General features: G+C 68.3%; 25 protein-coding genes and 2 tRNA genes. 10 read left to right on the forward strand and 17 right to left on the reverse strand.

Annotation, left to right across the window (positions count from 1 at the left end):
* Positions 1 to 78 precede the first annotated feature (78 nt).
* The 4 genes from LPA42_RS15640 to LPA42_RS15655 all read left to right on the forward strand — a co-directional run bounded on the left by LPA42_RS15640 (position 79) and on the right by LPA42_RS15655 (position 2,113).
* A complete protein-coding gene (locus tag LPA42_RS15640) occupies positions 79 to 474 on the forward strand; it encodes a hypothetical protein (protein WP_198956585.1) in 396 nt (131 codons plus the stop codon).
* A 112-nt stretch (positions 475 to 586) separates the two neighbouring features.
* The gene (locus LPA42_RS15645) at positions 587 to 754 is read left to right on the forward strand and encodes a hypothetical protein (RefSeq protein ID WP_176734415.1); all 168 of its coding nucleotides are present in this window, start codon (positions 587 to 589) and stop codon (positions 752 to 754) included.
* A 137-nt stretch (positions 755 to 891) separates the two neighbouring features.
* Positions 892 to 1,422 (forward strand): tRNA adenosine deaminase-associated protein, encoded by a 531-nt coding sequence (locus LPA42_RS15650; RefSeq protein WP_043964862.1) that lies wholly within the window; start codon positions 892 to 894, stop codon positions 1,420 to 1,422.
* Positions 1,412 to 2,113, forward strand: coding sequence for a nucleoside deaminase (locus LPA42_RS15655; protein ID WP_077937925.1), 702 nt, complete (start codon positions 1,412 to 1,414; stop codon positions 2,111 to 2,113). Before LPA42_RS15650 ends, LPA42_RS15655 begins: the two co-directional genes overlap by 11 nt.
* 65 nt (positions 2,114 to 2,178) lie before the next feature.
* On the opposite strand, the gene deoD is transcribed toward LPA42_RS15655, so the two are convergent.
* Positions 2,179 to 2,886, reverse strand: coding sequence for a purine-nucleoside phosphorylase (gene deoD, locus LPA42_RS15660; RefSeq protein WP_077937926.1), 708 nt, complete (start codon positions 2,884 to 2,886; stop codon positions 2,179 to 2,181).
* Positions 2,887 to 2,961: 75 nt separating this feature from the next.
* Between deoD and LPA42_RS15665 the strand changes: the two genes are divergently transcribed.
* The 3 genes from LPA42_RS15665 (at position 2,962) to LPA42_RS15675 (ending at position 5,292) form a co-directional block, all read left to right on the forward strand.
* Positions 2,962 to 3,048, forward strand: a tRNA-Ser gene (locus LPA42_RS15665).
* A gap of 287 nt (positions 3,049 to 3,335) precedes the next feature.
* Positions 3,336 to 4,112: a DUF5131 family protein gene (locus LPA42_RS15670; protein WP_077937927.1), complete on the forward strand. Its 777-nt coding sequence runs from the start codon at positions 3,336 to 3,338 to the stop codon at positions 4,110 to 4,112.
* A gap of 82 nt (positions 4,113 to 4,194) precedes the next feature.
* Positions 4,195 to 5,292: a three-Cys-motif partner protein TcmP gene (locus LPA42_RS15675; protein WP_077937928.1), complete on the forward strand. Its 1,098-nt coding sequence runs from the start codon at positions 4,195 to 4,197 to the stop codon at positions 5,290 to 5,292.
* Positions 5,293 to 5,364: 72 nt separating this feature from the next.
* Here LPA42_RS15675 and LPA42_RS15680 read toward each other — a convergent pair whose 3' ends face one another.
* The 14 genes from LPA42_RS15680 to LPA42_RS15745 form a co-directional block, all read right to left on the reverse strand.
* Complete coding sequence (locus tag LPA42_RS15680) at positions 5,365 to 6,582, reverse strand: tyrosine-type recombinase/integrase (RefSeq protein WP_198956586.1); 1,218 nt, start codon at positions 6,580 to 6,582, stop codon at positions 5,365 to 5,367.
* 16 nt (positions 6,583 to 6,598) lie between these two features.
* Positions 6,599 to 6,808: a helix-turn-helix domain-containing protein gene (locus LPA42_RS15685; protein WP_077937930.1), complete on the reverse strand. Its 210-nt coding sequence runs from the start codon at positions 6,806 to 6,808 to the stop codon at positions 6,599 to 6,601.
* A gap of 369 nt (positions 6,809 to 7,177) precedes the next feature.
* Positions 7,178 to 8,737, reverse strand: coding sequence for a hypothetical protein (locus tag LPA42_RS15690; RefSeq protein WP_077937931.1), 1,560 nt, complete (start codon positions 8,735 to 8,737; stop codon positions 7,178 to 7,180).
* Positions 8,734 to 9,717 carry a bifunctional DNA primase/polymerase gene (locus tag LPA42_RS15695; RefSeq protein ID WP_077937932.1) on the reverse strand — a complete coding sequence of 328 codons (984 nt, stop codon included), beginning with the start codon at positions 9,715 to 9,717 and terminating at the stop codon, positions 8,734 to 8,736. The genes LPA42_RS15690 and LPA42_RS15695 overlap by 4 nt, the downstream gene beginning before the upstream one ends.
* A gap of 13 nt (positions 9,718 to 9,730) precedes the next feature.
* Positions 9,731 to 10,030, reverse strand: coding sequence for a hypothetical protein (locus LPA42_RS15700; RefSeq protein ID WP_077937933.1), 300 nt, complete (start codon positions 10,028 to 10,030; stop codon positions 9,731 to 9,733).
* Positions 10,030 to 10,329: a hypothetical protein gene (locus LPA42_RS15705; RefSeq protein ID WP_077937934.1), complete on the reverse strand. Its 300-nt coding sequence runs from the start codon at positions 10,327 to 10,329 to the stop codon at positions 10,030 to 10,032. The genes LPA42_RS15700 and LPA42_RS15705 overlap by 1 nt, the downstream gene beginning before the upstream one ends.
* Entirely contained in the window at positions 10,326 to 10,565 is a 240-nt protein-coding gene (locus tag LPA42_RS15710) for a hypothetical protein (protein ID WP_077937935.1), read from the reverse strand. Before LPA42_RS15710 ends, LPA42_RS15705 begins: the two co-directional genes overlap by 4 nt.
* A 147-nt stretch (positions 10,566 to 10,712) precedes the next feature.
* Positions 10,713 to 12,899, reverse strand: coding sequence for a cell division protein FtsK (locus LPA42_RS15715; RefSeq protein WP_077937936.1), 2,187 nt, complete (start codon positions 12,897 to 12,899; stop codon positions 10,713 to 10,715).
* A gap of 140 nt (positions 12,900 to 13,039) precedes the next feature.
* On the reverse strand, positions 13,040 to 13,261 hold the full coding sequence (locus tag LPA42_RS15720; protein WP_077937937.1) for a hypothetical protein: 222 nt from the start codon (positions 13,259 to 13,261) through the stop codon (positions 13,040 to 13,042).
* A gap of 88 nt (positions 13,262 to 13,349) precedes the next feature.
* Positions 13,350 to 13,817, reverse strand: a complete 468-nt coding sequence (locus tag LPA42_RS15725) for a DUF3307 domain-containing protein (protein ID WP_077937938.1) — start codon at positions 13,815 to 13,817, stop codon at positions 13,350 to 13,352.
* Between the two features lie 90 nt (positions 13,818 to 13,907).
* Complete coding sequence (locus LPA42_RS15730) at positions 13,908 to 14,762, reverse strand: ABC transporter permease (protein WP_077937939.1); 855 nt, start codon at positions 14,760 to 14,762, stop codon at positions 13,908 to 13,910.
* Complete coding sequence (locus LPA42_RS15735) at positions 14,759 to 14,923, reverse strand: hypothetical protein (RefSeq protein ID WP_158229428.1); 165 nt, start codon at positions 14,921 to 14,923, stop codon at positions 14,759 to 14,761. Before LPA42_RS15735 ends, LPA42_RS15730 begins: the two co-directional genes overlap by 4 nt.
* Positions 14,923 to 15,231, reverse strand: a complete 309-nt coding sequence (locus LPA42_RS15740) for a hypothetical protein (protein ID WP_077937953.1) — start codon at positions 15,229 to 15,231, stop codon at positions 14,923 to 14,925. Before LPA42_RS15740 ends, LPA42_RS15735 begins: the two co-directional genes overlap by 1 nt.
* Positions 15,232 to 15,288: 57 nt before the next feature.
* Complete coding sequence (locus LPA42_RS15745; RefSeq protein ID WP_077937942.1) at positions 15,289 to 15,537, reverse strand: DUF6284 family protein; 249 nt, start codon at positions 15,535 to 15,537, stop codon at positions 15,289 to 15,291.
* A 482-nt stretch (positions 15,538 to 16,019) separates the two neighbouring features.
* Between LPA42_RS15745 and LPA42_RS15750 the strand changes: the two genes are divergently transcribed.
* Together LPA42_RS15750 and LPA42_RS15755 are read left to right on the forward strand one after the other, a co-directional pair.
* On the forward strand, positions 16,020 to 17,186 hold the full coding sequence (locus tag LPA42_RS15750; protein ID WP_077937943.1) for a hypothetical protein: 1,167 nt from the start codon (positions 16,020 to 16,022) through the stop codon (positions 17,184 to 17,186).
* Positions 17,187 to 17,190: 4 nt separating this feature from the next.
* A complete protein-coding gene (locus LPA42_RS15755) occupies positions 17,191 to 17,757 on the forward strand; it encodes a cysteine hydrolase (protein ID WP_077937944.1) in 567 nt (188 codons plus the stop codon).
* Between the two features lie 261 nt (positions 17,758 to 18,018).
* On the opposite strand, the gene LPA42_RS15760 is transcribed toward LPA42_RS15755, so the two are convergent.
* Positions 18,019 to 18,537 carry a hypothetical protein gene (locus LPA42_RS15760; protein ID WP_144082667.1) on the reverse strand — a complete coding sequence of 173 codons (519 nt, stop codon included), beginning with the start codon at positions 18,535 to 18,537 and terminating at the stop codon, positions 18,019 to 18,021.
* A 602-nt stretch (positions 18,538 to 19,139) separates the two neighbouring features.
* A complete protein-coding gene (locus tag LPA42_RS15765) occupies positions 19,140 to 19,817 on the reverse strand; it encodes an adenylate/guanylate cyclase domain-containing protein (protein WP_096761655.1) in 678 nt (225 codons plus the stop codon).
* Positions 19,818 to 20,390: 573 nt separating this feature from the next.
* Between LPA42_RS15765 and LPA42_RS15770 the strand changes: the two genes are divergently transcribed.
* Positions 20,391 to 20,476 (forward strand) — tRNA-Ser (locus LPA42_RS15770).
* The last annotated feature ends 44 nt before the right edge of the window (positions 20,477 to 20,520 follow it).

A 20,520-nucleotide genomic window follows, 5' to 3' on the forward strand; every position in this document is an offset into this window, starting at 1 on the left:
AGAACCGATACGGTGGGGAGGGTACGGTCCGGGGTGTCCACCCCGCGCCCTGCGGCAACCGGCGGACGGAGTGCGGTGATGACCTGGCAGCCGGCCCACCCCGACTGGGCCGACCCGGAGCAGCCGGCCCACCCCGGCTCGCGTACCCCGTCGGGGCTCTTCCCCTCCGGGCCGCCGTCACGGCCCACCTGGCGCGAACCGCACCCGGTGACCGGGTCGGCGGTCGCCGCCGGGGCGGCCGTCACCGCCGCGTGGCTCGTGCTGTTCGCCCTCCTCGGCCGCGACGTCCCCACGTACGCCTGGTGGACCGTCGTCGCCGGCGCGCTGGCCTGGCTGGCCGCCCTGGCGCTGGCCCGCCACGGCGACCGCGGCGTCGCCACCGGCGTCGCGATCGTCACCGCCGGCGGCTGGAGCGTCGCCGCCGCCGTGGTGGCCGTGACCTGGGCGACGACGGGCGACTGGCCCCTGTGGTGACGGGCCCCGCGCGGCGGGACCGGCCGGCCCGCGCTGCCACCCTCGGTCGCCGGCCGGCTGCGCACCGAATCCCGTCTTGACGTACCCGCTTCGACGGCGCACTCTCGGCGGTATGGCCTGGACCACCCCGCGGCTCGACCCCGAGCGGAGCCGCCGCCGCCTCCAGATCCTCGCCGAGCTGGCGGGGGCCAGAGCGGGACGCGAGCGGGAACGGCCCCAACGCGCGCGCACCGAACGGCTGCGCCAGCTCATCGCCACCCGACGCCGGGTCGCGGGCTGACGGCTCCGGCCAACCGCCGCACTTTCCACAGGAATGACCGGCCCTTCGGGGCGTTGACCGGTCGCCTGCCGACCCGACCGGTTAACGTGCACGCGTAACGAGTCGGCGTGCTGTGCCGAGGCAAACTTGGGGGAACCGTGTCGTACTTCGCTGCCGCCGTGGTGCGCGACGGAGGCGGCTGGACCGCCGCAGAGGTGAACCTGCGCGGGGCCACCGACGTCGACGAGGTCGCCGACCGGCTGCGCGACGTCGAGCCCGACGCCGACCTGTCGCTGCTCTTCGTCGAGGCCGACGACGCCTACCTGGTCATCCTGCGCCTCGACGAGGGCGAGGACCTGCGGGTGTTCGGCTCCGACTCCGCGTACGCCGAGGAGTCCCGGCTGGGCGCCCTGCTGGTCGGCGACCTCAAGGGGTCGGTCACCGGCTTCGACGACACCGAGGAGCCCCGGCCGAGCGCCGGCACCGGCGACGACGACAGCGAGCAGCCCGCCGTCGACCCGGAGGCGGACCCGGTCGGTGACGCCGACCTCCTCGCCGACCTCGGCATCCCCGCGCAGCGGCTGCTGCGCCTCTGCGCCCACGAGGGCATGCTCCCGGCCGACGTGACCGCCGAGGTGTGCCAGGTCCTCGGCTGCGCAGACGAGGTCGAGGAGCTGCGTGGCGTCTGAGCCGGCGGACGCCACCGACCCGGCGCTGGAGGGCGTACGGCCGGGCCAGCCCACCCCGGGCGCGGTGCGGCGGTTCGGGCCGGGCGCCGACGAGGGCCTGGCCGAACTGGGCCTTGCCGGCCCGAACGACGGGCATCTCGGCGGGGTCGGCCTGGGTGGAGCCGGTCGCCGGCAGCGGCACGAGCTGTGGATGCGGCGCGCCCTCCAGGTCGCGGTCACCGGCCCCGATCCGGCCCGCGCCGACGCGTCGGCCGACGGGGTGGCACGCGTCGGTGCGGCGGTCGACGCGGCTCGCGCTGGTGAGGTGGCCGACGACGTGCCGGTCGGCGCCGTGATCTACGGCCCGGACGGCACCGAGCTGGCCGCCGGGCGCAACGAGCGGGAGCTGACCGGGGACCCGACCGCGCACGCGGAGGTGCTGGCGCTGCGCCGGGCCGCCGAACGCCTGGGCCGGTGGCGGCTGGACGACTGCACCCTCGTGGTGACGCTGGAACCCTGCACGATGTGCGCCGGGGCCATCGTGCTCGCCCGCGTCGCGGCCGTCGTCTTCGGGGCCTGGGAGCCCAAGACCGGGGCCGCCGGCTCGCTCTGGGACGTCCTGCGCGACCGGCGGCTCAACCACCGCCCCGAGGTCTACGGCGGAGTGTTGGAGGCGGAGAACTCCGCCGTCCTGCGCGCCTTCTTCCGCTGACCGTCTGCTGACCCGCCCCCCGCCCCGCCCGCCCCGCGATCGGGGCCGGGCCGGGCGGGGACTGCTCAGGCGATCGCCGTGTCCAGGCCGATCTCGACCATCTGGGAGAACGTCTGCTCGCGCTCCTCCGACGTGGTCTTCTCGCCGGTCTTGATGTGGTCGCTGACGGTGAGGAGGGTCAGCGCGCGGGCGCGGAACCGCGCGGCGATCGTGTAGAGCGCCGCCGACTCCATCTCCACCGCCAGGACGCCGTAGTCGGCGAGGCTGTCGTAGAGGTCCGGCCGGTCGGTGTAGAAGGCGTCCGCCGCCAGGATCGGGCCCACCCGCATGGTGATGCCGCGCCGCTCGGCCACCTCGACCGACGTACGCAGCAGCCCGAAGTCGGCGACCGGGGCGTAGTCGATCAGCCCGGCGAAGCGCATCCGGTTCATGTTGGAGTCGGTGGACGAGCCGATGGCGGCCACCACGTCCCGCAGCTTCAGTTCCTCGGTGAGCGCCCCGCAGGAGCCGACCCGGATCAGGGTCTTCACGCCGTACTCGTTGATCAGCTCGTGGGCGTAGATCGAGGCGGACGGCATGCCCATGCCCGAGCCCTGGACCGACACCTCCACCCCGTTCCAGCGGCCGGTGAAGCCCAGCATGCCCCGGACCGTCGAGTAGCACCTGGCGTCCTCGAGGTAGGTCTCCGCGATCCACTTGGCCCGCAGCGGGTCGCCCGGCATCAGGACCCGCTCGGCGATCTCTCCCGGCTTCGCGCCGATGTGCGTACTCATGGCAAAGATCCTGCCAGGCCGACCGGGGGGATACCGGTTCGGCATCCGGTCCCGGTGTCCTGTACCCTCGTCGGCGGTGGCGTGTCCGAGTGGCCTAAGGAGCACGCCTCGAAAGCGTGTGAGGGTTTACGCCCTCCGCGGGTTCAAATCCCGCCGCCACCGCTCGTGACAGGCGAGAACGCCCGGTCGATCCGCGAGGATCGCACCGGGCGTTCCGCTTGTGGTCTCAGTTTCGGTCTCAGTTGGGTTCGTCGGCACCCGCGGTCTCGTCACGCTTGCTGCTTTCGCTGTTCCACAACCAGCCCTGTTGAGTGCGCTGCGGCACGGACACGTGAGGCGTTGTACGGATGACACAAGCCACCTGACAACCCGTATGAGGCGCGACGGTGGGTAACTCTTCCGTGCCGTACGGATGTTCGACAAGATGTGTGATCTAAGGAGGTGATGACGTGGCGGACCGTAGTGCCATCGAGTGGACAGAGGCCACGTGGAACCCCACGACCGGGTGTGATCGCATCTCCGCGGGTTGCGACAACTGTTACGCGCTCGCCCTGTCCAGGCGGCTGAAGGCCATGGGCTCGGCCAAGTATCAGACCGACGGCGACCCGCGTACGTCAGGGCCGGGCTTTGGCGTGGCTGTCCACGCAGACGCGTTGGACATCCCGCGACGGTGGCGGGACCCACGGCTAGTGTTCGTCAACTCGATGTCCGACTTGTTTCATGCCCGAGTGCCGTTGAGCTACGTACAGCAGGTGTTCGAAGTCATGCGGGAGACGCCTCGCCATACGTACCAGCTGCTCACCAAGCGGGCCGCAAGGCTGGCGAAGGTGGCCCCCCAGCTTGACTGGCCCTCGAACGTATGGATGGGTGTAAGCGTTGAGGATGCCAGCGAGGTGGGTCGAGTTGATGAGTTGCGAGAGGTGCCCGCCGCCGTGCGCTTCATCTCCGCCGAGCCGCTGCTTGGCCCGCTCCTCGGCCTGAATCTGGAGGGCATCGATTGGCTCATCGCCGGCGGCGAGTCCGGGCTTAACTGCCGCCCTGTGGATCCGGTATGGGTGCGAGCGTTGAGGGATCAATGCTCCGGAGCCGGGACGGCCTTCTTCTTCAAGCAGTGGGGTGGTCGTACGCCGAAGGCTGGCGGACGTGATCTAGATGGACGTGAGCATTCTGAGATGCCCGCTGCTGGTTGTAGGGGTGCCAGCGGGTTGGAGGTTGTCCACGGCTGAGACATGCAGCCCGAATCGGGAGTTCCATCAGAGACGCTGCGGTGGGACACTGCTCCATGACCTTAAGTAGTCGGGAGGGCTGATGCCGGTCAACGGTCAGGTGCCATGGTCGTGTGAGCAACACACAGTCGCGAAACACGACATCTACCGCCGTTATCTGGAGCGATGGTTCCCCATCCTGCTCGCCGGCTCCAACGCGTACCCGTCGGTCACCTACGCCGAGGGATTCTCTGGCCCAGGCATCTACAGCGGAGGCGAGCACGGTTCTCCCGTGATCGCCATGAGGGCGCTCATCGAGAAGGTTCCTGCAACTAAGGGCGTTGCCCGCTTCGCCTTCATTGACGATGACGAGCGCTGCGTCACGATGCTGGGAAACACCCTCCGCACGGTCTTCCCCAATCGGCCGCGGTCCGACGCTGCAATGCCCGTCAAGATTGTCAAGGGGACATGCGCCACGCATCTTGAGGCAACCCTCGACAGCATGAATGCCTGGGGCCAGCCGATCTTTGCGAACCTTGACTCCTGGGGTAACGTCCCCGTGCCGTACAGGCTTCTGCAGCGCCTCGCTGCCAACGTCTCCAGCGAGGTCATCGTCACTCTATTCCCGCAGCATTTCGTCCGATTCGTCAGTAGTCAGGGCGAATCGGCGGACAAGGTGTTCGGTGGGGATCCCACCTGGCGGACAGTCGTGGACCTAGCTCCGGCAGCAAAGAGCCGCCATATCCTCACCGCATACCGGCAGGCTCTATGCAAGGCGGGGTTTCCGTACCTGCTGGACTTCGAACTGATTCCCAGGAAGGGACAACCGCTGTACCTCATCTTCGGCACCGGTCACCCCTTGGGCGTGAAGAAGATGAAGGACAGCCTCTGGGAAGTCGACCGTACCCAGGGCGTCGGCTTCCGTGATCCAAGAGACGAGCAGGCCGAGACGTTGTTTGACGTTGACGAGCCGCTACTCGGGCCACTAACCCGGCTGCTTGCTCGCAAGCTGCAGGAGAGCGGGCCCATCCGTGTAGAGGAACTGCGCGACTTTGCCCTGTTTGAGACGGTGTATCGACCGGAACATGTCATCCGAGCGCTGAAGCCGCTGGTGGATCGAGGCGCGATCAAGGTAGACGGCGGCGGCGCATTGCGGAGATCTTCGCTGGTCTCGCTCGTGCCAGCGTCACCACCTCGCTAGGTCTTCGTCTAGCTGGGTACTGACTGGTTGGCTGTGCTGGCACGATCGGTGCCAGCACAGCCAACTTTCCTGCTACTCGCCGTGGTCTTCGGGATCCCAGAGCAGGCTGCCGATCCGCTGAGCGATGTCTCGCCGAACCTGCGCCGTGAGGTGCTGGTACCGGGCAGCCATGGCGGAGTTTGACCAGCCCATGATGCCCATCACGGCCCGTTCGGCGACGCCGAGAATCAGTAGCACCGTGGCGGCTGTGTGTCGAGCGTCGTGTAGCCGGCCGTCCCTTAGCCCAGCCAGCTTGAGCAGTCGCTTCCATTCGTCGTAGTCGGTGCGCGGGTTGACCGGGCCGCCGGTCGGCGTGGCAAACAGCCAATCGCCACCCTCCCAGAGCTGGGCGGCGTTCGCGCGCTCCTGGTCCTGTTCGTCGCGGTGCTTACGGAGCAGCGTCACCAACTCGTCGGGGAGCCCGATGCTGCGCCGACCGGCCCGCGACTTGGTCTCGGCGGTGTCGGCACGCACCTGGCGGCGGTCGGGGCAGTGTCCGCCGTGCTTCCGGCCGCACGGTGAGCCGCACCCGTGCTCCCACCTCGGCCGCTGCCGGCCGCGCCGGACGGTCAGCGTCCCGGCGTCGAGGTTGACGTCTGACCAGCGCAGGCCGAGGGCTTCCCCCTGGCGCAGGCCGAGGGCGAGCGCGACCGCCCACCGCGCGCTGTTGCGCCGGCCCCGGGTAGCCGCCATCAGCCGTTGCACCTCGGGGACCGTGTACGGCTCGATCTCGCCTTCCGGTAGGCGTGGTGCCTTGGCAAGGCTGGCCGGGTTCTTGGCCAGGTGTCCCCGGCGGACCGCCTCGTTCAGCGCGGTACGGATCGTGCGGTGCGCCTGGTGGGCGGTCGCCGGGGCACTGCCGTTCTCCTGCATCTTCCGGTAGAAGCGCTCCAGGTGCTCGGGGTCCAAGCGCTCGATGCGGTGGGCGCCGAGACCGGGGATGAGGTGTCGGTAGACCGCCACCCGGTAGCCGGCAAGGGTGTTCTCCCGGACGCTCGGGGCAGCGATGTTCTCGACCCAGTGCGTGAGCCAGGTCTTCACCGTCCAGCGCTGGCCGGTCTTGCGAACCGTGCCGCTGTCTCGCTCCCGTTCCAAGAGCCGGACCTTCTTGATGACGGCGGCCTCCGTCTTGCCCCGGACATGCCGGCGGTCAGGTGATCCGTCGTCCTTGACGCCGACGGTCACCCGACCGTGCCAGGAACCGTCAGCGCCGAGGTAGACGCTCGATGCTCCGTTGGGTCTGCGTCCCACAGTCATGCTCCCTTCGTCAGGCGGCGCGGTCGAGGGGCGTCGAGTCGCCGAGCAGGCTTCGCACGTACTCGTCGAGGGAGAAGGTGGGCACGCGGTGCAGGCGGCCGATCCGGACGGTGCGGATCTGGCCTGCCTTGATAAGGGCGTACATGGTGGTGCGGCCGATGCCGAGTCGCTGGGCGGCTTCCTCGATGGTCAGGACGACGCGCTTTTCGGTGCTGGACACGGTGTTCTCCCGTGGTTGCTGGCCGAGTGTGGGAAGTGCGCTCGCTGGCCGGGTAGGCGGTGGCGAGCGCGGGATTCGACGGGCCGGCCGTCGTCTGCGGGTGGCCGGCGGTCGTAGTTCTCCGTGAGAGGGCTGAACCATCTCCGCATCTCCGCATCTCCGCAAACATGGCTGTGAGCTGGGCGAATGCTTGCGGAGATGCGGAGTTCCGCCGGGGGTTCATCTCCGCAAAGGGGGTGTGATCTCCGCAGAACGTCGCGGAGATGCGGAGATCGATGCTCTTCTAGGTTCTGATCTCCGCAGGGTGTTTCCGCTGGTGGGGCGGGGTTGGTGCGGCGTTGCGGAGATGCGGAGATGGTTCAGCGGGTTTCATCCCTGGTGGTGTTCGACCCAGAACACGGACCGGTCGCCCCGGTCGTTCTTGCCGGCGCGGACGACGTGTTCGCCGCGCCACCGTCCGGCCTGCCCGGTGAGCAGTCGGCCGAGTTGCAGCGGGTTGGGTAGGCGGCCGTTGTGGGTGGTGATGAACTGTCCGTCCCACGGGTCGTTGATGTCGCTGCCGATCTGCATGGGTTCGGCGTCGCGGCGTAGGTCCGCGGCGGTCATCGCACGTGCGCCGTGGCGGTCGTGCCAGCAGGTGAGGAACGCGCGCCAGCGCGTTTCGTCTTCGTCGATCTCGCGGACGTCGGCGGCGTTGGTGAGGAATCCGTCGATGCCGTGGTGGTGGAGGAACCCGCCGAGGGCTTGCGCCCAGGGGGTGAACTGCCGCATCGACAGCCCGGACACCCTCGGCGCTCCCTGCCGCGTCCAGTCCAGGACCAGCACGAGCAGGTGCCACAGGACGGTGAGTTGGTTTGCTGGGTCGGTGATCCACTGGTCAAGGTGCGGAATGCCGAACCCGGCTTGGTCGCGCAGTTCGGGGCGGGGCATGTCCGGGTCGAGATGCACCCGCACCGTACGGCTCGCCATGTCGCCGCCGACCTGGAGGTTGTTGCCGGTGGCCATCCACAGCCGGTCGTTGACGGTGGCGACATTGCGCGACGCGCCCAACTGGCGGTCGGACCACACGCCGGAGGTGACGAGCTGGGCGAGCACCGGGGAGTCGATGACGGTTCCCTCGGCGAGGTTGTCCCAGATCACCACCCCCACCTGCTCGGCCAACACAGCGGTGATGGACTTGCGTAGCTCCTCATCCGAGTAGGCCCAGGTCATGACGCGCTGCCCGTAGAGCATCCCGGGACCGGCAGTGAGGATGGTCTTGCCGGATGACGGCATGGTCGCGTCGATCAACGCGAACGGGGTCAAGCTGCGGGTGAAGTGGCGCAGGATCGGCGTGGCGAGCAAGGCCACGTAGTTGGCCCGGTCGGCGGCGGACGCCCAGGGGAAGTCTCGCAGGAACCTGCCGAGCAGGAACGTCCGTGCGTCGCGGACCTGCTCGGGGGTGGGTTGGTCGGGCACGGGGGGTAGGGCGACTTTCGCGGCGAGGTAGAGGCCGGTTTGCGGGTCGTAGCCGGGTTGCTGCAAGAGGGTGCCGTCGCGGCGCAGCACGGGTGCGCCGATGATCCCGCGCAAGGGTGGTACGCCGGGCCAGGTCTTGCCGGCCAGCACGGACGACAGGATGTCGCGGGGCGGGGTCACCTCGTCTTCGTACATTTCGGGGTTTCCTCCGTCGGTCTTGCGGGTTTTGACCTTGTAGACGTAGGCGTGTTCGGCGAGGAGTCCGGCCAGGCCGGCGGGGTTGAGGGCGCTCGCGCTGATCGGCAGCGGGGAGTCTTCGTCGGCGGCGGTGGGCAGACCACCGGACACCGCTTCCATGTGGACCAGGGAGCCGGCGGAAACGTAGGTGTCGGGCAACAGCCCGTCGACCAGCGCGGCCTTGAGCACGCGGATGGTTTCCGGGCCGGAACCGATCTGGAGACGGGTGCTCACGCGGCAGCCTTTCCGAGGGTGGCCAGGGTGCGCGGGTTGCGGGCACCCACACGGAGGCCGGATGCGATGGTGCGGGCGATCTCGCCGGGCCGTAGGCCGATGGACAGGGCGGCGGGTTCCAGGACGGCGGTCACGTCGTCGTCGGTGAGCGCGCCTCCGGCGGCGAGCTGTCCGAGCGCGACCGCGGAGGTGAACAGGGCGTGGTTGCGGGTGCCGTCCGGCGAGGTGGTGAGGTGGTCGACCTGGCGGCGGATCGCGGCGGCCAGGTAGCGGCCGTGCCGGTCGGCCGGCAACGCCACCGCCGCCGGCCGGTGCGCCGGCCGCGGCGCGGGGGCGAGTAGGGCGGTGAGCCAGTCGGGCAGCGGGGCGGGGTCGACGTCGAGCGCGACGGTGTAGGGGCGGCCGGCGACGGTGCTGCCGGCGGCGACGACGTAGCCGCCGTGGGCGCGGGTGTCGACCTTCCACCCGAGCCCCCGACCCCGATCACTCGTCGTGTTGCGCAACTGCGGGCCGCTGGCCGGGTGGCGGTAGTAGAGGTGGCTTCCGCCCCGGCCGGTGGTCACGGTGTACGTCGCGTCGACGGTGCCGCGATGCTGGGCGGCCAGGGCGGCGAGCACGTCCAGGCCACCGGCCGCGCCAGCCCACTGCGGCGGCGGGGTGTCGCCGGGGTGCTTCGGCACATCCAGGTCGACCACCACCAGGCCGGACGGGCCGCACGCGATGCCGATGCCGTAGGGGCGGGTCGACCACGCGCGGCGGATGCGGGTCGGGTCGGTCGTGGCGCGTTCCTCCCACCCGACGTGCCGGCCCGCCGTCTTGCAGCGGGGGTCGGTGAGGTCGCACCGGTCGGCGGTGCAGCGGGACGGGAACGCGGGCCGCTTCGCATTGTCCTCATCGGCGGTGCGGGTGTCGGGGCGTAGCGGGAAGACATGCCAGCCACGTTCGGCGTAGACGAGCGCGGCGGCGAGCAGGTCGGGCATGGGTGTCTCCTGTTCAGGCGGGCCGGCGGGTGGCGCGGGCGGTGTCGAGGTCGATCAGCGCGCCCCGGGCGGCGCTGGTGTCGGTGGCCGGCCGGGGCCGCTCGGCGGCGACGGTCAGGCGTAGATAGAGCCGGTGGCGGCCGGCGTCGGTACCGGTTATCGGCCGGCGGGCGCTGTGCCAGGCGATGTGGCCGGCGGCGGCCAGGACGCCGACGGCGGCGGCCAGCTCGGCCGGGGTGCCGGACAACCACACCTCCAGCCCGGTGAGCTGCGGGTCGCGCGGCGACGGCCCGTCGTGTCGCGGCCGGGCCATCAAACGGCCCTACCGGGTCGCGGCCGGGCCGCGAGGGTGGCGCGGGTGACGGCCTGGCGCACGTCGCCGAGCAGGCCGACCAACTGCCGCCGGGCGGCCACCTCGCCGGGGGCCAGGGCGACCCTGACGCGCACCTCGGCGTGCTCCCGGCCGGCGGCGGTACGCACCCGCACGAGGACGGCGCGGCCGTGGCCGGGCAGGTCGACCACGATCTCTTCGGAGCGGTGTTCGCCGAGGTTGCAGCGGTGGTCGCGTCCACACCATCCCGTGTGACCGGGGCGGCGAGGTCGGGCGGTCACTGGTTTCCGTCGCGGTACTCGGTGCGGATGTGGTCGAGGAGTCGGCGGCCGGTGCGGACGCGGATGCCGGTGCCGTCGCAGCGGGGGCAGTCGCGTCGGGTGCCGATGGTGGTGCGGTGGGAACGGGCACCGTGGCAGCGGTGGCAGCGTCCCCACGGGGACACCGCACACACGGCCAGGTATGACGCTGCGTATATGAGGGTGGCGAGGCTAGCGAGCAGCAGGATGGGGGTCACGAATTGCCTCCACAGGCCGGATCGGGGGCGTAGGGGGCCGTCGCCGCTAGTTGTTAGGGCGCTGGCCAGGTTTGGGATGTGGTGCTAGCGGGGGTGCTAGGTCTAGCGGGGGGTGCCGCTAGACCTAGCACCCGACGGCTGTCCGGGTTAGGCGGCTTTGTCGCCTCGCCGCTTGTTACGGTCCGCGACCGCGTCGGCGATGTGCTGCCGTTCGATGCCGCGCCGGTTCGCGCCCTTGCCGGTGGCAGGGTCGGTGCCCCACACCTGCCCGGTGGTGATCCCGTACGGCTTCAACGCGGCCGTGAGTTGGTCGCGGGTCAGGTCGGCGTACGCGTCGCCGTTCAGCTCGGCCAGCCGCTCGGTGAGCGTCTCGGCCCACACCTTCGGCTCCGTCACCGGAACCACGGTGAGGATGTCGTCGAGCAGCGTGTCTCGCCGCGCCGCCGGGGTCGGCGTGGCCTGCCCGACCGCGTGACCGGTCAGCGTCCCGGCGGCTTCGCGTAGGGCGCGTGCCCGGTCGGTGATCTTCTCGGCGGTGGGCCCGTCGACGTAGAACGTCCGGACGATCTGCGCGTCGTCGGCCGCGCCGACGAGGTAGCCGACGCCCTTGTCCTTCTTGGCGAACATGGTCGCCCGGATGCCGTTCTTGTACGCCGAGGTGCCGAGGATCATGTCGTTCTCGATCTGCCCCATGACGCGCAGGCAGAACCGGGTGCCCGCGTTCGCCGAGACGCCGGTGGGCAGGCTCTTGGCGTCGGGGCGTTGGGTGGCGACGACGAGGATGACGCCCAGGGCGCGGCCCAGCTTGATGACCTTCTCGGCCAGTTCGCCGGCTTCCTTGCCGAACTCCGGGTGCGAGAAGAGTTCCTGCACCTCGTCCAGGGCGACCACGAGCCAGTGAAGGCCCAACTTCTTGCGGCGGGCCAGGTCGGGGGTGACCTTGTTGTCCGGGCACACGGTCTTGGGGAGGCCCTTGATGACGGCGGCGCGGCGCTGGCATTCCTTGCGCAGCTCCCGCAACGCGATCAGGCCCTGCTCGGCGGTGTCGTCGTCCTGCCCCGACGCATACCGCGCCGACACCTTCTCCAGAGGATCGAGGCCGCCGGTGCCTTTGAAGTCGAAGCACCACAGTTCCGCGTACGGGTCGAGGGCGGCGGCGAGCAGGGGCACTTGGGTGGCGGCGGTCTTGCCGTAGCCGGGAATCGACCCGATCAGCACGTTCGTGTACGGCAGTTCGAAGGAGATGATCCGCCCGCGCGGGTCGGTGCCGAACGGCACCGGCCTGCCCAGGTCGAAACCCCCGGCTGCCTTGAGGAGCGGCCATGGCTTCGGCGGCGTCGCGGCCATGTCCTGATCGCCCACCCACAGCAGCAACCGGCCCGGGTGCACCTCGGGCTGTCCTTCGGGCCAGACGCAGCCGAGGGGGCGGGTGAGGCCGGCGGCGAGCCGGTCACGCCGCTCGATCACGTCCCCAGCGGTGACGCCGGGGGGTAGGTCGATGTCGGCCCGCCAGCCGGGGCCGTCGCGGGTGATCGGCGCGGTGAACGCGATCGCGCGCTGTCCCTGTTTGGCGATGGCCTGGGTGATGCCGGCGATGCCGAGCACGGCCAGGGCGCGCACGACCACGTCGGAGGTGAGGCGGGCGACGCGGGGGATGACCACGGCGGTGTCGAGCAGCGGCTTGTCGGCCGGCTGCCCCAGCATCCCGCACAGGGTGACGAGCAGGGCGGGTATCGCCCACTGCGCCCATCCCGGGGCCAGGGCCACGGCCACACCACCGGCCAGGGACAGCGACAGGGTGAAGGTGGCGACGATGCCCCGCCACCGCACCCGCCGGTCACGCTGCTTCGACAACTTCAGGTACAGCTCACCGTCGCGGGTCTGCGACGTCGACTGCCGCAGGTGCTCACCTTCCCAGTCGAACACCCACCGCACCCCACCCGACACGAGACGGGCCGCCCCGGCCGGGGCGCGCAAGGCGAGCTTGCCGGCGTACTTCGGCACCCGCAACGCGTGGTAGGCGCTGGTGTGTAGGAGGTGCCCGACCGCCCAGCGCATCACGTCGACCAGCTCGGCACGCGAGCGCAGCCAGGCGGGCAGGATCGGGCGACGCTGCCCGGCCCGCGCGGCGCTGAGGGTGAACCGCGGGGAGCGCTGCGCGTCGGCGGAGTCGACCAACAGCGGCCCGCCGTCACCGTCGCTGTCGGTGGGGTCGGGGGTGGTGCGGGCGGCGCGAGCGGCGTCCAGGTCGACCACCTCAGCGTCGGAACCGGCGGTCACGTCGGCTTCGGCGGCCTGCCAGTCGAACCGGTCGTCATCGTGGGGGGACGTCATGATGGGTGTTCCTCCGTGGTCGGTTGACGATTCGGGGAGGACCGGCGGCACAGCACTGGTTCCTAGGCCATCGGGCTGTGCCGCCGGGCAGAACTACTTGCCGGTCGCGCCGCAGCAGCGGCGGCGGCGCGGGGCGGGTGTCAGCGGCGGCCCTTCTTCTTGGCCTTCTTGCTGTCGGTGGTGCCGATGGCGACCGCGCCGGGGCCGATCGCGCACGTGCCGGTGACGGTGATGCCGCCGGAGATGGTGACGCCGGTCGAGCCGTTGACCTTCGTCCAGCCGCCGCACGCGCACCGGGCGATGGGGCCCCGGCTGGTGGTGACGATGTCGTTGGTGTTCTTGCCGCAGTCCTTGCACTTCACAGCGGTTGTCCTCCCGGTTGTGCCGTCCAGTTGGTCTGGCGGCCTCCGCGTGGGCATCCGGTGGTGGGCGGATGCCCCACGGGGGCGGTCAGACCGCGCAGAACAGGGCAGCGACGAACAGCCAGCCGATGTGCCAGGACTGGTCGAGGGCGTAGGCACCGGTGCCGAGGGATGGGTTGTCGTTGTGGCCGGGGCGGGGGGTGCCGAGGGCGTAGAAGCGGGCGGAGCCGAGGGCGGCGGCGATGCGCTTGAGCGGGGTGCGCCGGTCGGCGATGTAGTGCGTGACCGCCGATACGGCCAGGCCGATCGCGACGCCGGACGGGTCGAGGCGTAGGCCGGTGCCGGCGATCAGGAACAGCAGGGCGATCAGCGCGGTGAGGGTGTAGGTGGTGACGTGGGCGGCGCAGGCGATACGGCCCGCCCATCCGGGCTGGCCCTTGCAGTCGGCCTGATGCTGGGTTTGCACCCAGTGGTCGGCGACCTGGTGGGCGACGTAGAGGGCAACGAACACGGCAGCGAACACGGCGGCGCGAGTACCGCTCGGGTCTGCGAACATGGGTATCTCTCCTGAGGTCTGCTGGGCTGAGGGATGAGGCCGGCGGCACGGCATCGGTTCCTAGGCCAGGGGCCGTGCCGCCGGGCAGAGCTAGTCGTCGGCGTGCATCAGGTGCGCCAGGGCCGCGCCCATGCCGAGCACGGCGACGGGCAGGCAGGCCACGAGGGTGGTGATCCACCAGGGGGCCGAGGTGACCCCGGCGGCGATCAGCAGGTGGTAGGCGACCTGGCCGAGCGCGCCGATGGCGAGGGAGCCGAGGGCGGACCACTTGGCGAACCGGGCCGCTCGTGCGGGTACGCGGCCGGAGAGCCACACGTAGAGGGCGAACGCGCCGTAGGTCTCGACGCCGATCGGGAGGGTTATGGCGGTGTCGATGACCCACCCGGACCCGATGCCGGGCAGCAGGTTGACCTTCCCGAACCCGGTGAGCTTGCCCAGGCCGACCCAGCCGCCCCAGATGGCGACGAACGCGGGCAGGGCGAGCAGGATCACCGGCCACACCACCGCCCGCCGGGACCGTGCGGGCCGAATCTTGGTACCCGGGCTTTCGACCGTGCTGACCTGCTCGACCGGCGTGACGTCCACCGGCGGCGGGGCGGGGGTCGGGTCCGGTGCGGGCTGCTCGGGCCGGTCGGGCGTGTCCGGGTCCGTGTCGGCGGTGGTGGTGTCCGGGGTGGGGTCGACCGGGACCAGCACCGGCCGTTCGGCGAGGCTGCCACGCAGCACCATCGCGGCGTGCAGCGAGTCCACCCGGTCTTGCTGGGCGCGCTCCTCGCGCAGCCGGGTCAGCAGCTCGTTGGCCTTCTCCGACCCGATCCGGAACCGCTTCATCAGCCGGTTGCGCGACGGCAGCGCGTCCAACTCGTGAGCGAGCTTCCGGGCCGCCGGAAGCAACTCGTCCACGGGTTGCGGGTAGCGGGTGCCGTTGATCGTGGGGGCGGTCATCGGGTGTCGTCCTTTCGGGTAGTGGTGGGGGCGGTGCAGCACTGGCCGTCCGGGGCGGGGCAGCCGTGCAGGCACGCGCCGCAGGACTGCTCGGCGCAGTGCTCGCCGGTGTCGTCAGCGGCGCAGGCCACCGGGTCGCAGATGCAGCAGGCGGGGGGCATCAGCCCACCGCCACGGCGGCGAGCGCGTCGGCGGTGGCCGTGTCCAGCGGCGGCGCGTCGAGGTAGTCGGTGGCGTCGGCGTAGATCTCCCAGCCGTGCCACGTCGGGTAGGCGTTCAGGGACCGGACCGGGCGACCGTCGTTGTCGACGCGCTCACGCTCGCTGATCAGCAGGTCCGGGGCGTTCAGGCCGGCGGCGTCGAGCCAGGCACGCAACTCGTCGACCGACCCGAACGTGATCGCCATGGAACTGCCGTCGCTGTGGACGCGGATGCTGGTCGGGGCGGCGAGCAACAGCAGCTCGGCCATCACCGCGCGGTGGCTTTTACGAACACTCACGGGGACTCTCCTTCTGTGGAGGGGCTGTCAGGCGACGTGACGCACGGCGGTAGTCCCGGTGGCCAGGTCGGCAGCAGCGCGGGTCACACGGGCGGTAGCCCGACGCAGCCGCCGCCAGTCCAGCGGCGACGGGCCGCCGTGATCCTCGGCGTAGATCAGGCTGATCTCAGCGTCGAGCAAGTCCAGCTCAGCTGCGATCAACGGCCACTCACGATCGATCGCGGTTAAGGCGGCGGCCGTCGGCTCGGTGTCGATGGGGACAAGGCGGTGCCTCACGTAAAACCTCCCGTAATCGAGGCGATTGATGACGGCTCGGATCGACCGTCTACAACCTGGCGTTGTATTCGGACGCTACAGCGTCACGTTGTATTCGCGCAAGCACCTGTACCGCGTAGGCTTGTACGGATGTCTGCTGCTGATCTGCCCACCGACTGGTGGACCACGGAGCACGTGCGGACCTACCTGGCGTCGGTAGGTGCGCCGATCAGCCGTGCGACCTGGGCTTCTTACGTTTCACGCGGTCAAGCTCCCGCACCCGACCGGATGTTTGGGCGGTCGCCGGCGTGGCATCCCGAGACCGTTCAGAAGTGGCAGGCCGAGAGGCCGCGTCGAGGCACCACCACCGGCTAGGTCGGATCATCGGGTGCCTCCTGTTCTCGGCTTCGGTCTGCGCCGGCGGGTTGCTCGCCTGCCAATGAGACTGCCCGCCCTTGAGGGCTACGGGCAGGTCCTACGCACGGACACGAAGGACAGGGCCCATGTCCACTGAGGTCCCTCGGCAGTTCAAGCCCAATCTCGTGCTGGTCAACCGTCGGAAGGCCGCCGGATGGGAGTCGCGAAGACGCGCCGCGCGGGAGTTGCACCGCGTCGGCCTACAGCGCGGCATCCGGGAGACGCCCACCGTCGAGGCCATCGAAAAGGCGATGTACCGGCACGAGACCGGGCGCGTGGCCGTCACTGACCCGATCTATCGGCAGCTCTACTGCCTGGCGTACGACGCGAAGCCGCACGACCTGTTCGGGGAACTGGCTACCGGGGCGGAGGATCGCCCGCACTTTTCCGTGCGGTCGCACAAGTTCGTGCCGGCGTTCGTGGGTGCCGAGGGCGCAGCGCTGCTGCGAGAAAGCGCCGGCTGCACCCCGGCGGCCGAACAGTGGTACCCATGCCACTCGACCCCGGTCGCGCACCCCGAGGGCGGATGCACCCTTTACGTGTGGCCCTGTGGATCGGTCGTCTTCCACCTGGTCGAAGCCGTGGAGTTCTCGACCATTGCGGCCCTGGCCTTCTGGCGCAAAGTCTCATACGGAGACAACATCCGGTGGGCAACGGAATTCGTCTCTCGCTTCGTGCCCGACGTTGACGAATCCACCATGTACGTCTTCGGAACGCACTGGCTTGCGGAACCGGCGTGGCCGACTGATCTGACCGAAACTGCGTTGCGCATCATGGCGACGCCTTCGGTGCTGCTACACCGAGACCGCGTGATGGACGACGAGCACCTGGCCCACGCCGAGCTAATCGAGCAATCCTTGCTATCTGATGCGTACGACCACGGCGGCATCGAGTCGTTCGGCGTACGCGGCATCTCGTCCGGATACGCCTCATGGTCGGGCGTCGTCTATCACCCCGTCGCCGTTGACCGCTCCCTGACCGAATCCGAGCTAGTTGCGTGCGGATTGGCGATTCAATCCATGTGGGTATACACCGACGCGATTACGCGCCAGATTGAGCAGGGTAAGGATCCGGAGGTGTCGCCGGGGTATGGGTGGCGGTACCTTCGAGGAGTACGTTCCCGGCTAACCACGTCCCGGCCGCGAGAAACCGGGCAACATCAAGCGATGCGTAGAGCGGTCCTGCAAACAAGCGACCTCATGCCAGCGTTAGAGCAAGCCATCGAAACCCTCCGCGACACGGATCGAGGTTGAGCCAATGACAACGGGTCGTCCTGTGCTTGTTGTGACCGACATGCAAAACGGCTTCGTGCGGGAACAGTCGGCTCATATCGTACCGGTGGTTGTTGATTTGGTGCGCCGCTGGCAGGAGGTTGGCGGTGACACTTTGTTTACCCGGTACTTTAATTACGCTGGAAGTCCTTATGAGCGCTTTTTTGGCTGGCGGAAGCTTCAGTCTTCGCCGGAAACAGATGTTGTTTCCGAATTGCTGCCATTCCTTCAGCGAGGAGAGATGCTCGACAAGACTATTTATAGCCCCTTCACGACGGAGGGCGAAGACCTTTTTGCTGCGAAGGGGTGGGACGATGTTTACTTCTGTGGAATAGCTACGGAGAGCTGCGTACTGAAAGGTGCGGTAGATGCCTTTGAGCGCAATCTTCGGCCGTGGCTAATCGCAGACGCCTCCGCCAGTCATGCAGGTCGGGAGGCGCATGATGCCGGCCTGCTAGTGGCGCGGCGATTCATTGGACCAGGTCAAGTTATTGAGATCTCGGATATCCCAGCCAGTCTGCTTGCTGGGCAAGGTGGAGGGGCAGCCCTCTAGTCCTCATCGTTGAATACAACGCGCCGTGCCAGCGGAACGGTGTCCCGGTGGGGGCACCATGCAACTGCACGGGTCGATGGCAACATGCCGGTCACTTGTGTCGTGCATGATCCAGATACTTGCGGCCTCTACGGGGCGACCGCGACTGAGTAGCTGCTTGATGCGCGCCGCGAGCGGCGGATGCTGAAGGCTATCTTCGTCCGCGAAGAAGACCATCTCGATGAAGCATCAATTCGCCGTGATCAGCGCACCTCAGGGGGCTCAGCGGATCAAGATCGTGGCAATTCCAAGAAGCGGCGCAGACGCCGAGAAAGCGAAGAGACCTCTGCGAAGAAAGGTGAATTTATTGATCGCGATGAGCGATAAGGCTCGCGCCTGGACCCAGGCTTCCTCTCGTTGCTTGTCAGCATCGAGATCAGGGACGAAGCCTGCAGGTTGGGTCGCGAGCGAGGGGAATGCATAGCGACTAAATGCGAAGGGTGCCCCGGTGCGAGGGGCTAGGGCTGACACCAAGAAGACTGCGCAGGCTGCGATCCCAGCAAGCGCAAGGAGGAGCAAGATGCCCGCGAACAAGTCCCGCCATCCAGCTGAAGGAGCGCTTGCGATAAACTTGCGCAACTGTCCAAATGCCGCCGCACCAAGCACCGTCAACCCGGCTGCAAGAAACCCGATCTTTGTGTCGGCGTTGGCGATCCAGTTGCCATAGAAAGTGATTGCGGCTATTCCGTCGTTGCGATCCGGTTGAGCTGTCGGTATGTCCGGCTGTCTTTTAAATAGCATGGGGCTCGTAGCCCTCCGTTGGCCAAACTCCGTTCATCCGCCAGGCGGCGTAGCAAGCTAGCCAATGCGCCGTCCATGCGACGGCTACGCTAGTCTTATAGCCCTTTCCTTCCCAATCTAAGCGATCGGCGATGCAAAGTGCACCACTAAGGTAAAGGTGTGGTGCTGCGCGAAATACTTTACCTTCATTTCGGCCCAGCCGCTTAGGCTTGACTGCCACAGCTGTGGGAAGAGATCCGTCAATCTGGGGCAGGATGAGAACATCAAATTTGCCGAGGCGAGTATCAAGCGTAACGCCGTAGGCAAGGTCGTTGTTTTCCTCAAGCACCATCAAATTTGCAAAGCGGCCCCGCATGTCCGCGATGTCGTCGGCCCTCTTCTCCGGCGACTGGATCCACCAGGCCCTTGCCGTGTCGTCGCGCGCAGGAGCGGGGTCATCGCCTCCATGGAATCGGTGTGGGGGAATTGCCGTGAGCGTCGAAGCGGAGCTGACTAATTGCATCTGGCGGTCACCCAGGACTACGGTGCCGTCGACCGTGACTCCACGGGGAACGTGGATCCCCACCTTCCGGAATAGCGATGGAAGTGTCATAGTTTACCCCCTAAAATATCTCGATCGCAGAAGTGGGACTTCCTGCGATCTGCTCGGTGACACCGTCAAGCTCCGGCAGCAGCTTACGCCAATGAACGTCAAAGAAACGGTATCGCTTCGTTTCGTAGTTCCTCGTATATCGCTTGGGCGAATCGGCGTGCTCTGTAAAAAGTCCGACATTCTCTCGCGACAGGAGTCCCTGGAACTTCTCTCCAACGACGCATTCCCAAGAGTTCGCGTACTTCTCGCATTTTGCGGCGAAGTTTGCGGCGAAGCCCACAACGTTTACTTCACTGATATCACGAGTGCCGATTCGCACGAAGTCTAGGCGCCCGAAGTCGGCGCCCACTCGAACTTGCACCGGCTCCAGGCCATAATCGCGAAGCATTGGATTCAAGGTGGACTGCACCGCATCCATAACCTGCGCCCCAGACGCAAGGGCTATGGTCGCATCTATGGCCGGATCGCTTTCCGCGCAACCAAAGCAAGCGAAAAGCCCATCGCCGCGCAGGCCAAGTACATAGCCTCCATTTTGCACCACCGTGCGAGAAACCTCGGCTAGTACAGCATGTGCGAGCAGCACCATCTCATGCGGTGGATCCCAGAATGTCCTTTGCGTAAACTGCTCCAGATCAATGAAGACTGCGACGGCCTCGCAAAAGCCGGATCCGCCGAGCGGCAGGCCCATGTAGTCTGGGTGCCCGGTGGTCACTGCGCCGACTTCTACCGGTTGCGCTCGTGAAAGATCGACGCTTTCTTTGGCCGAAGCTTGAAGACTCCTGAGTCGATCTATGTTTCCCATCACCCGGCTAGCAAATACTCTATTACTGAACGGTTCGCCCCTCACGCCGCTCAGCCCTCCGATTCAGTCACACTGCGACCCGGCGCCGCTCGGCCAAGTCTACGGACCGGGTACGACAGGTCCGAACGTCACCGATCCCGCGACCCAGGTGGGCAGGCTGCGTCTGGGCGTCCTACCACCGGCGCAGTCGCCGCCTAGTTCTGCCTTGTTCGTTGCCGTGCCCGGACACTGCCTGGCGGCGTCGAGGGAGCCGCGGGCAAGGACGCAGACGGCAAGAGTTGAGCCCAGGCTTATGAGTAGGTGCATGGAGGGGGCGTGTCGTGCAACGGCCAGGTGTCCGATCACGCATCGTGGCTGGAGTCGCGCTCCGGGACGGGTGGTCTCAACTGCGGTCTCGTTCGCTGCCGTACACGGTCGTCCATGACGGCCCGGCCTACAGCAGAACTGCTGGTCATGTGCGGTGTTGAACCGGTCCGGACGCATGGTCTCAGGCCTCGAAAGCGTGTGAGGGTTTACGCCCTCCGCGGGTTCAAATCCCGCCGCCACCGCTCGTGAAACGCCTGGCAGATCCGTGAGGACCTGCCAGGCG

The organism is Micromonospora sp. DH13 (genome assembly GCF_020873825.1).
GTDB classification, from domain to species: domain Bacteria; phylum Actinomycetota; class Actinomycetes; order Mycobacteriales; family Micromonosporaceae; genus Micromonospora; species Micromonospora haikouensis.

Coding starts and splice junctions, on each gene's coding strand:
- LPA42_RS15755 (WP_077937944.1), top strand. CDS start 17,191: ATGACAACGGGTCGTCCTGTGCTTGTTGTGACCGACATGCAAAACGGC.
- LPA42_RS15640 (WP_198956585.1), top strand. CDS start 79: ATGACCTGGCAGCCGGCCCACCCCGACTGGGCCGACCCGGAGCAGCCG.
- LPA42_RS15645 (WP_176734415.1), top strand. CDS start 587: ATGGCCTGGACCACCCCGCGGCTCGACCCCGAGCGGAGCCGCCGCCGC.
- LPA42_RS15760 (WP_144082667.1), bottom strand. CDS start 18,537: ATGCTATTTAAAAGACAGCCGGACATACCGACAGCTCAACCGGATCGC.
- LPA42_RS15715 (WP_077937936.1), bottom strand. CDS start 12,899: ATGACGTCCCCCCACGATGACGACCGGTTCGACTGGCAGGCCGCCGAA.
- LPA42_RS15700 (WP_077937933.1), bottom strand. CDS start 10,030: ATGGCCCGGCCGCGACACGACGGGCCGTCGCCGCGCGACCCGCAGCTC.
- LPA42_RS15740 (WP_077937953.1), bottom strand. CDS start 15,231: ATGGCCGAGCTGCTGTTGCTCGCCGCCCCGACCAGCATCCGCGTCCAC.
- LPA42_RS15695 (WP_077937932.1), bottom strand. CDS start 9,717: ATGCCCGACCTGCTCGCCGCCGCGCTCGTCTACGCCGAACGTGGCTGG.
- LPA42_RS15675 (WP_077937928.1), top strand. CDS start 4,195: ATGCCGGTCAACGGTCAGGTGCCATGGTCGTGTGAGCAACACACAGTC.
- LPA42_RS15765 (WP_096761655.1), bottom strand. CDS start 19,817: ATGGGCCTGCCGCTCGGCGGATCCGGCTTTTGCGAGGCCGTCGCAGTC.
- LPA42_RS15750 (WP_077937943.1), top strand. CDS start 16,020: ATGTCCACTGAGGTCCCTCGGCAGTTCAAGCCCAATCTCGTGCTGGTC.
- LPA42_RS15725 (WP_077937938.1), bottom strand. CDS start 13,817: ATGTTCGCAGACCCGAGCGGTACTCGCGCCGCCGTGTTCGCTGCCGTG.
- LPA42_RS15735 (WP_158229428.1), bottom strand. CDS start 14,923: ATGCCCCCCGCCTGCTGCATCTGCGACCCGGTGGCCTGCGCCGCTGAC.
- LPA42_RS15730 (WP_077937939.1), bottom strand. CDS start 14,762: ATGACCGCCCCCACGATCAACGGCACCCGCTACCCGCAACCCGTGGAC.
- deoD (WP_077937926.1), bottom strand. CDS start 2,886: ATGAGTACGCACATCGGCGCGAAGCCGGGAGAGATCGCCGAGCGGGTC.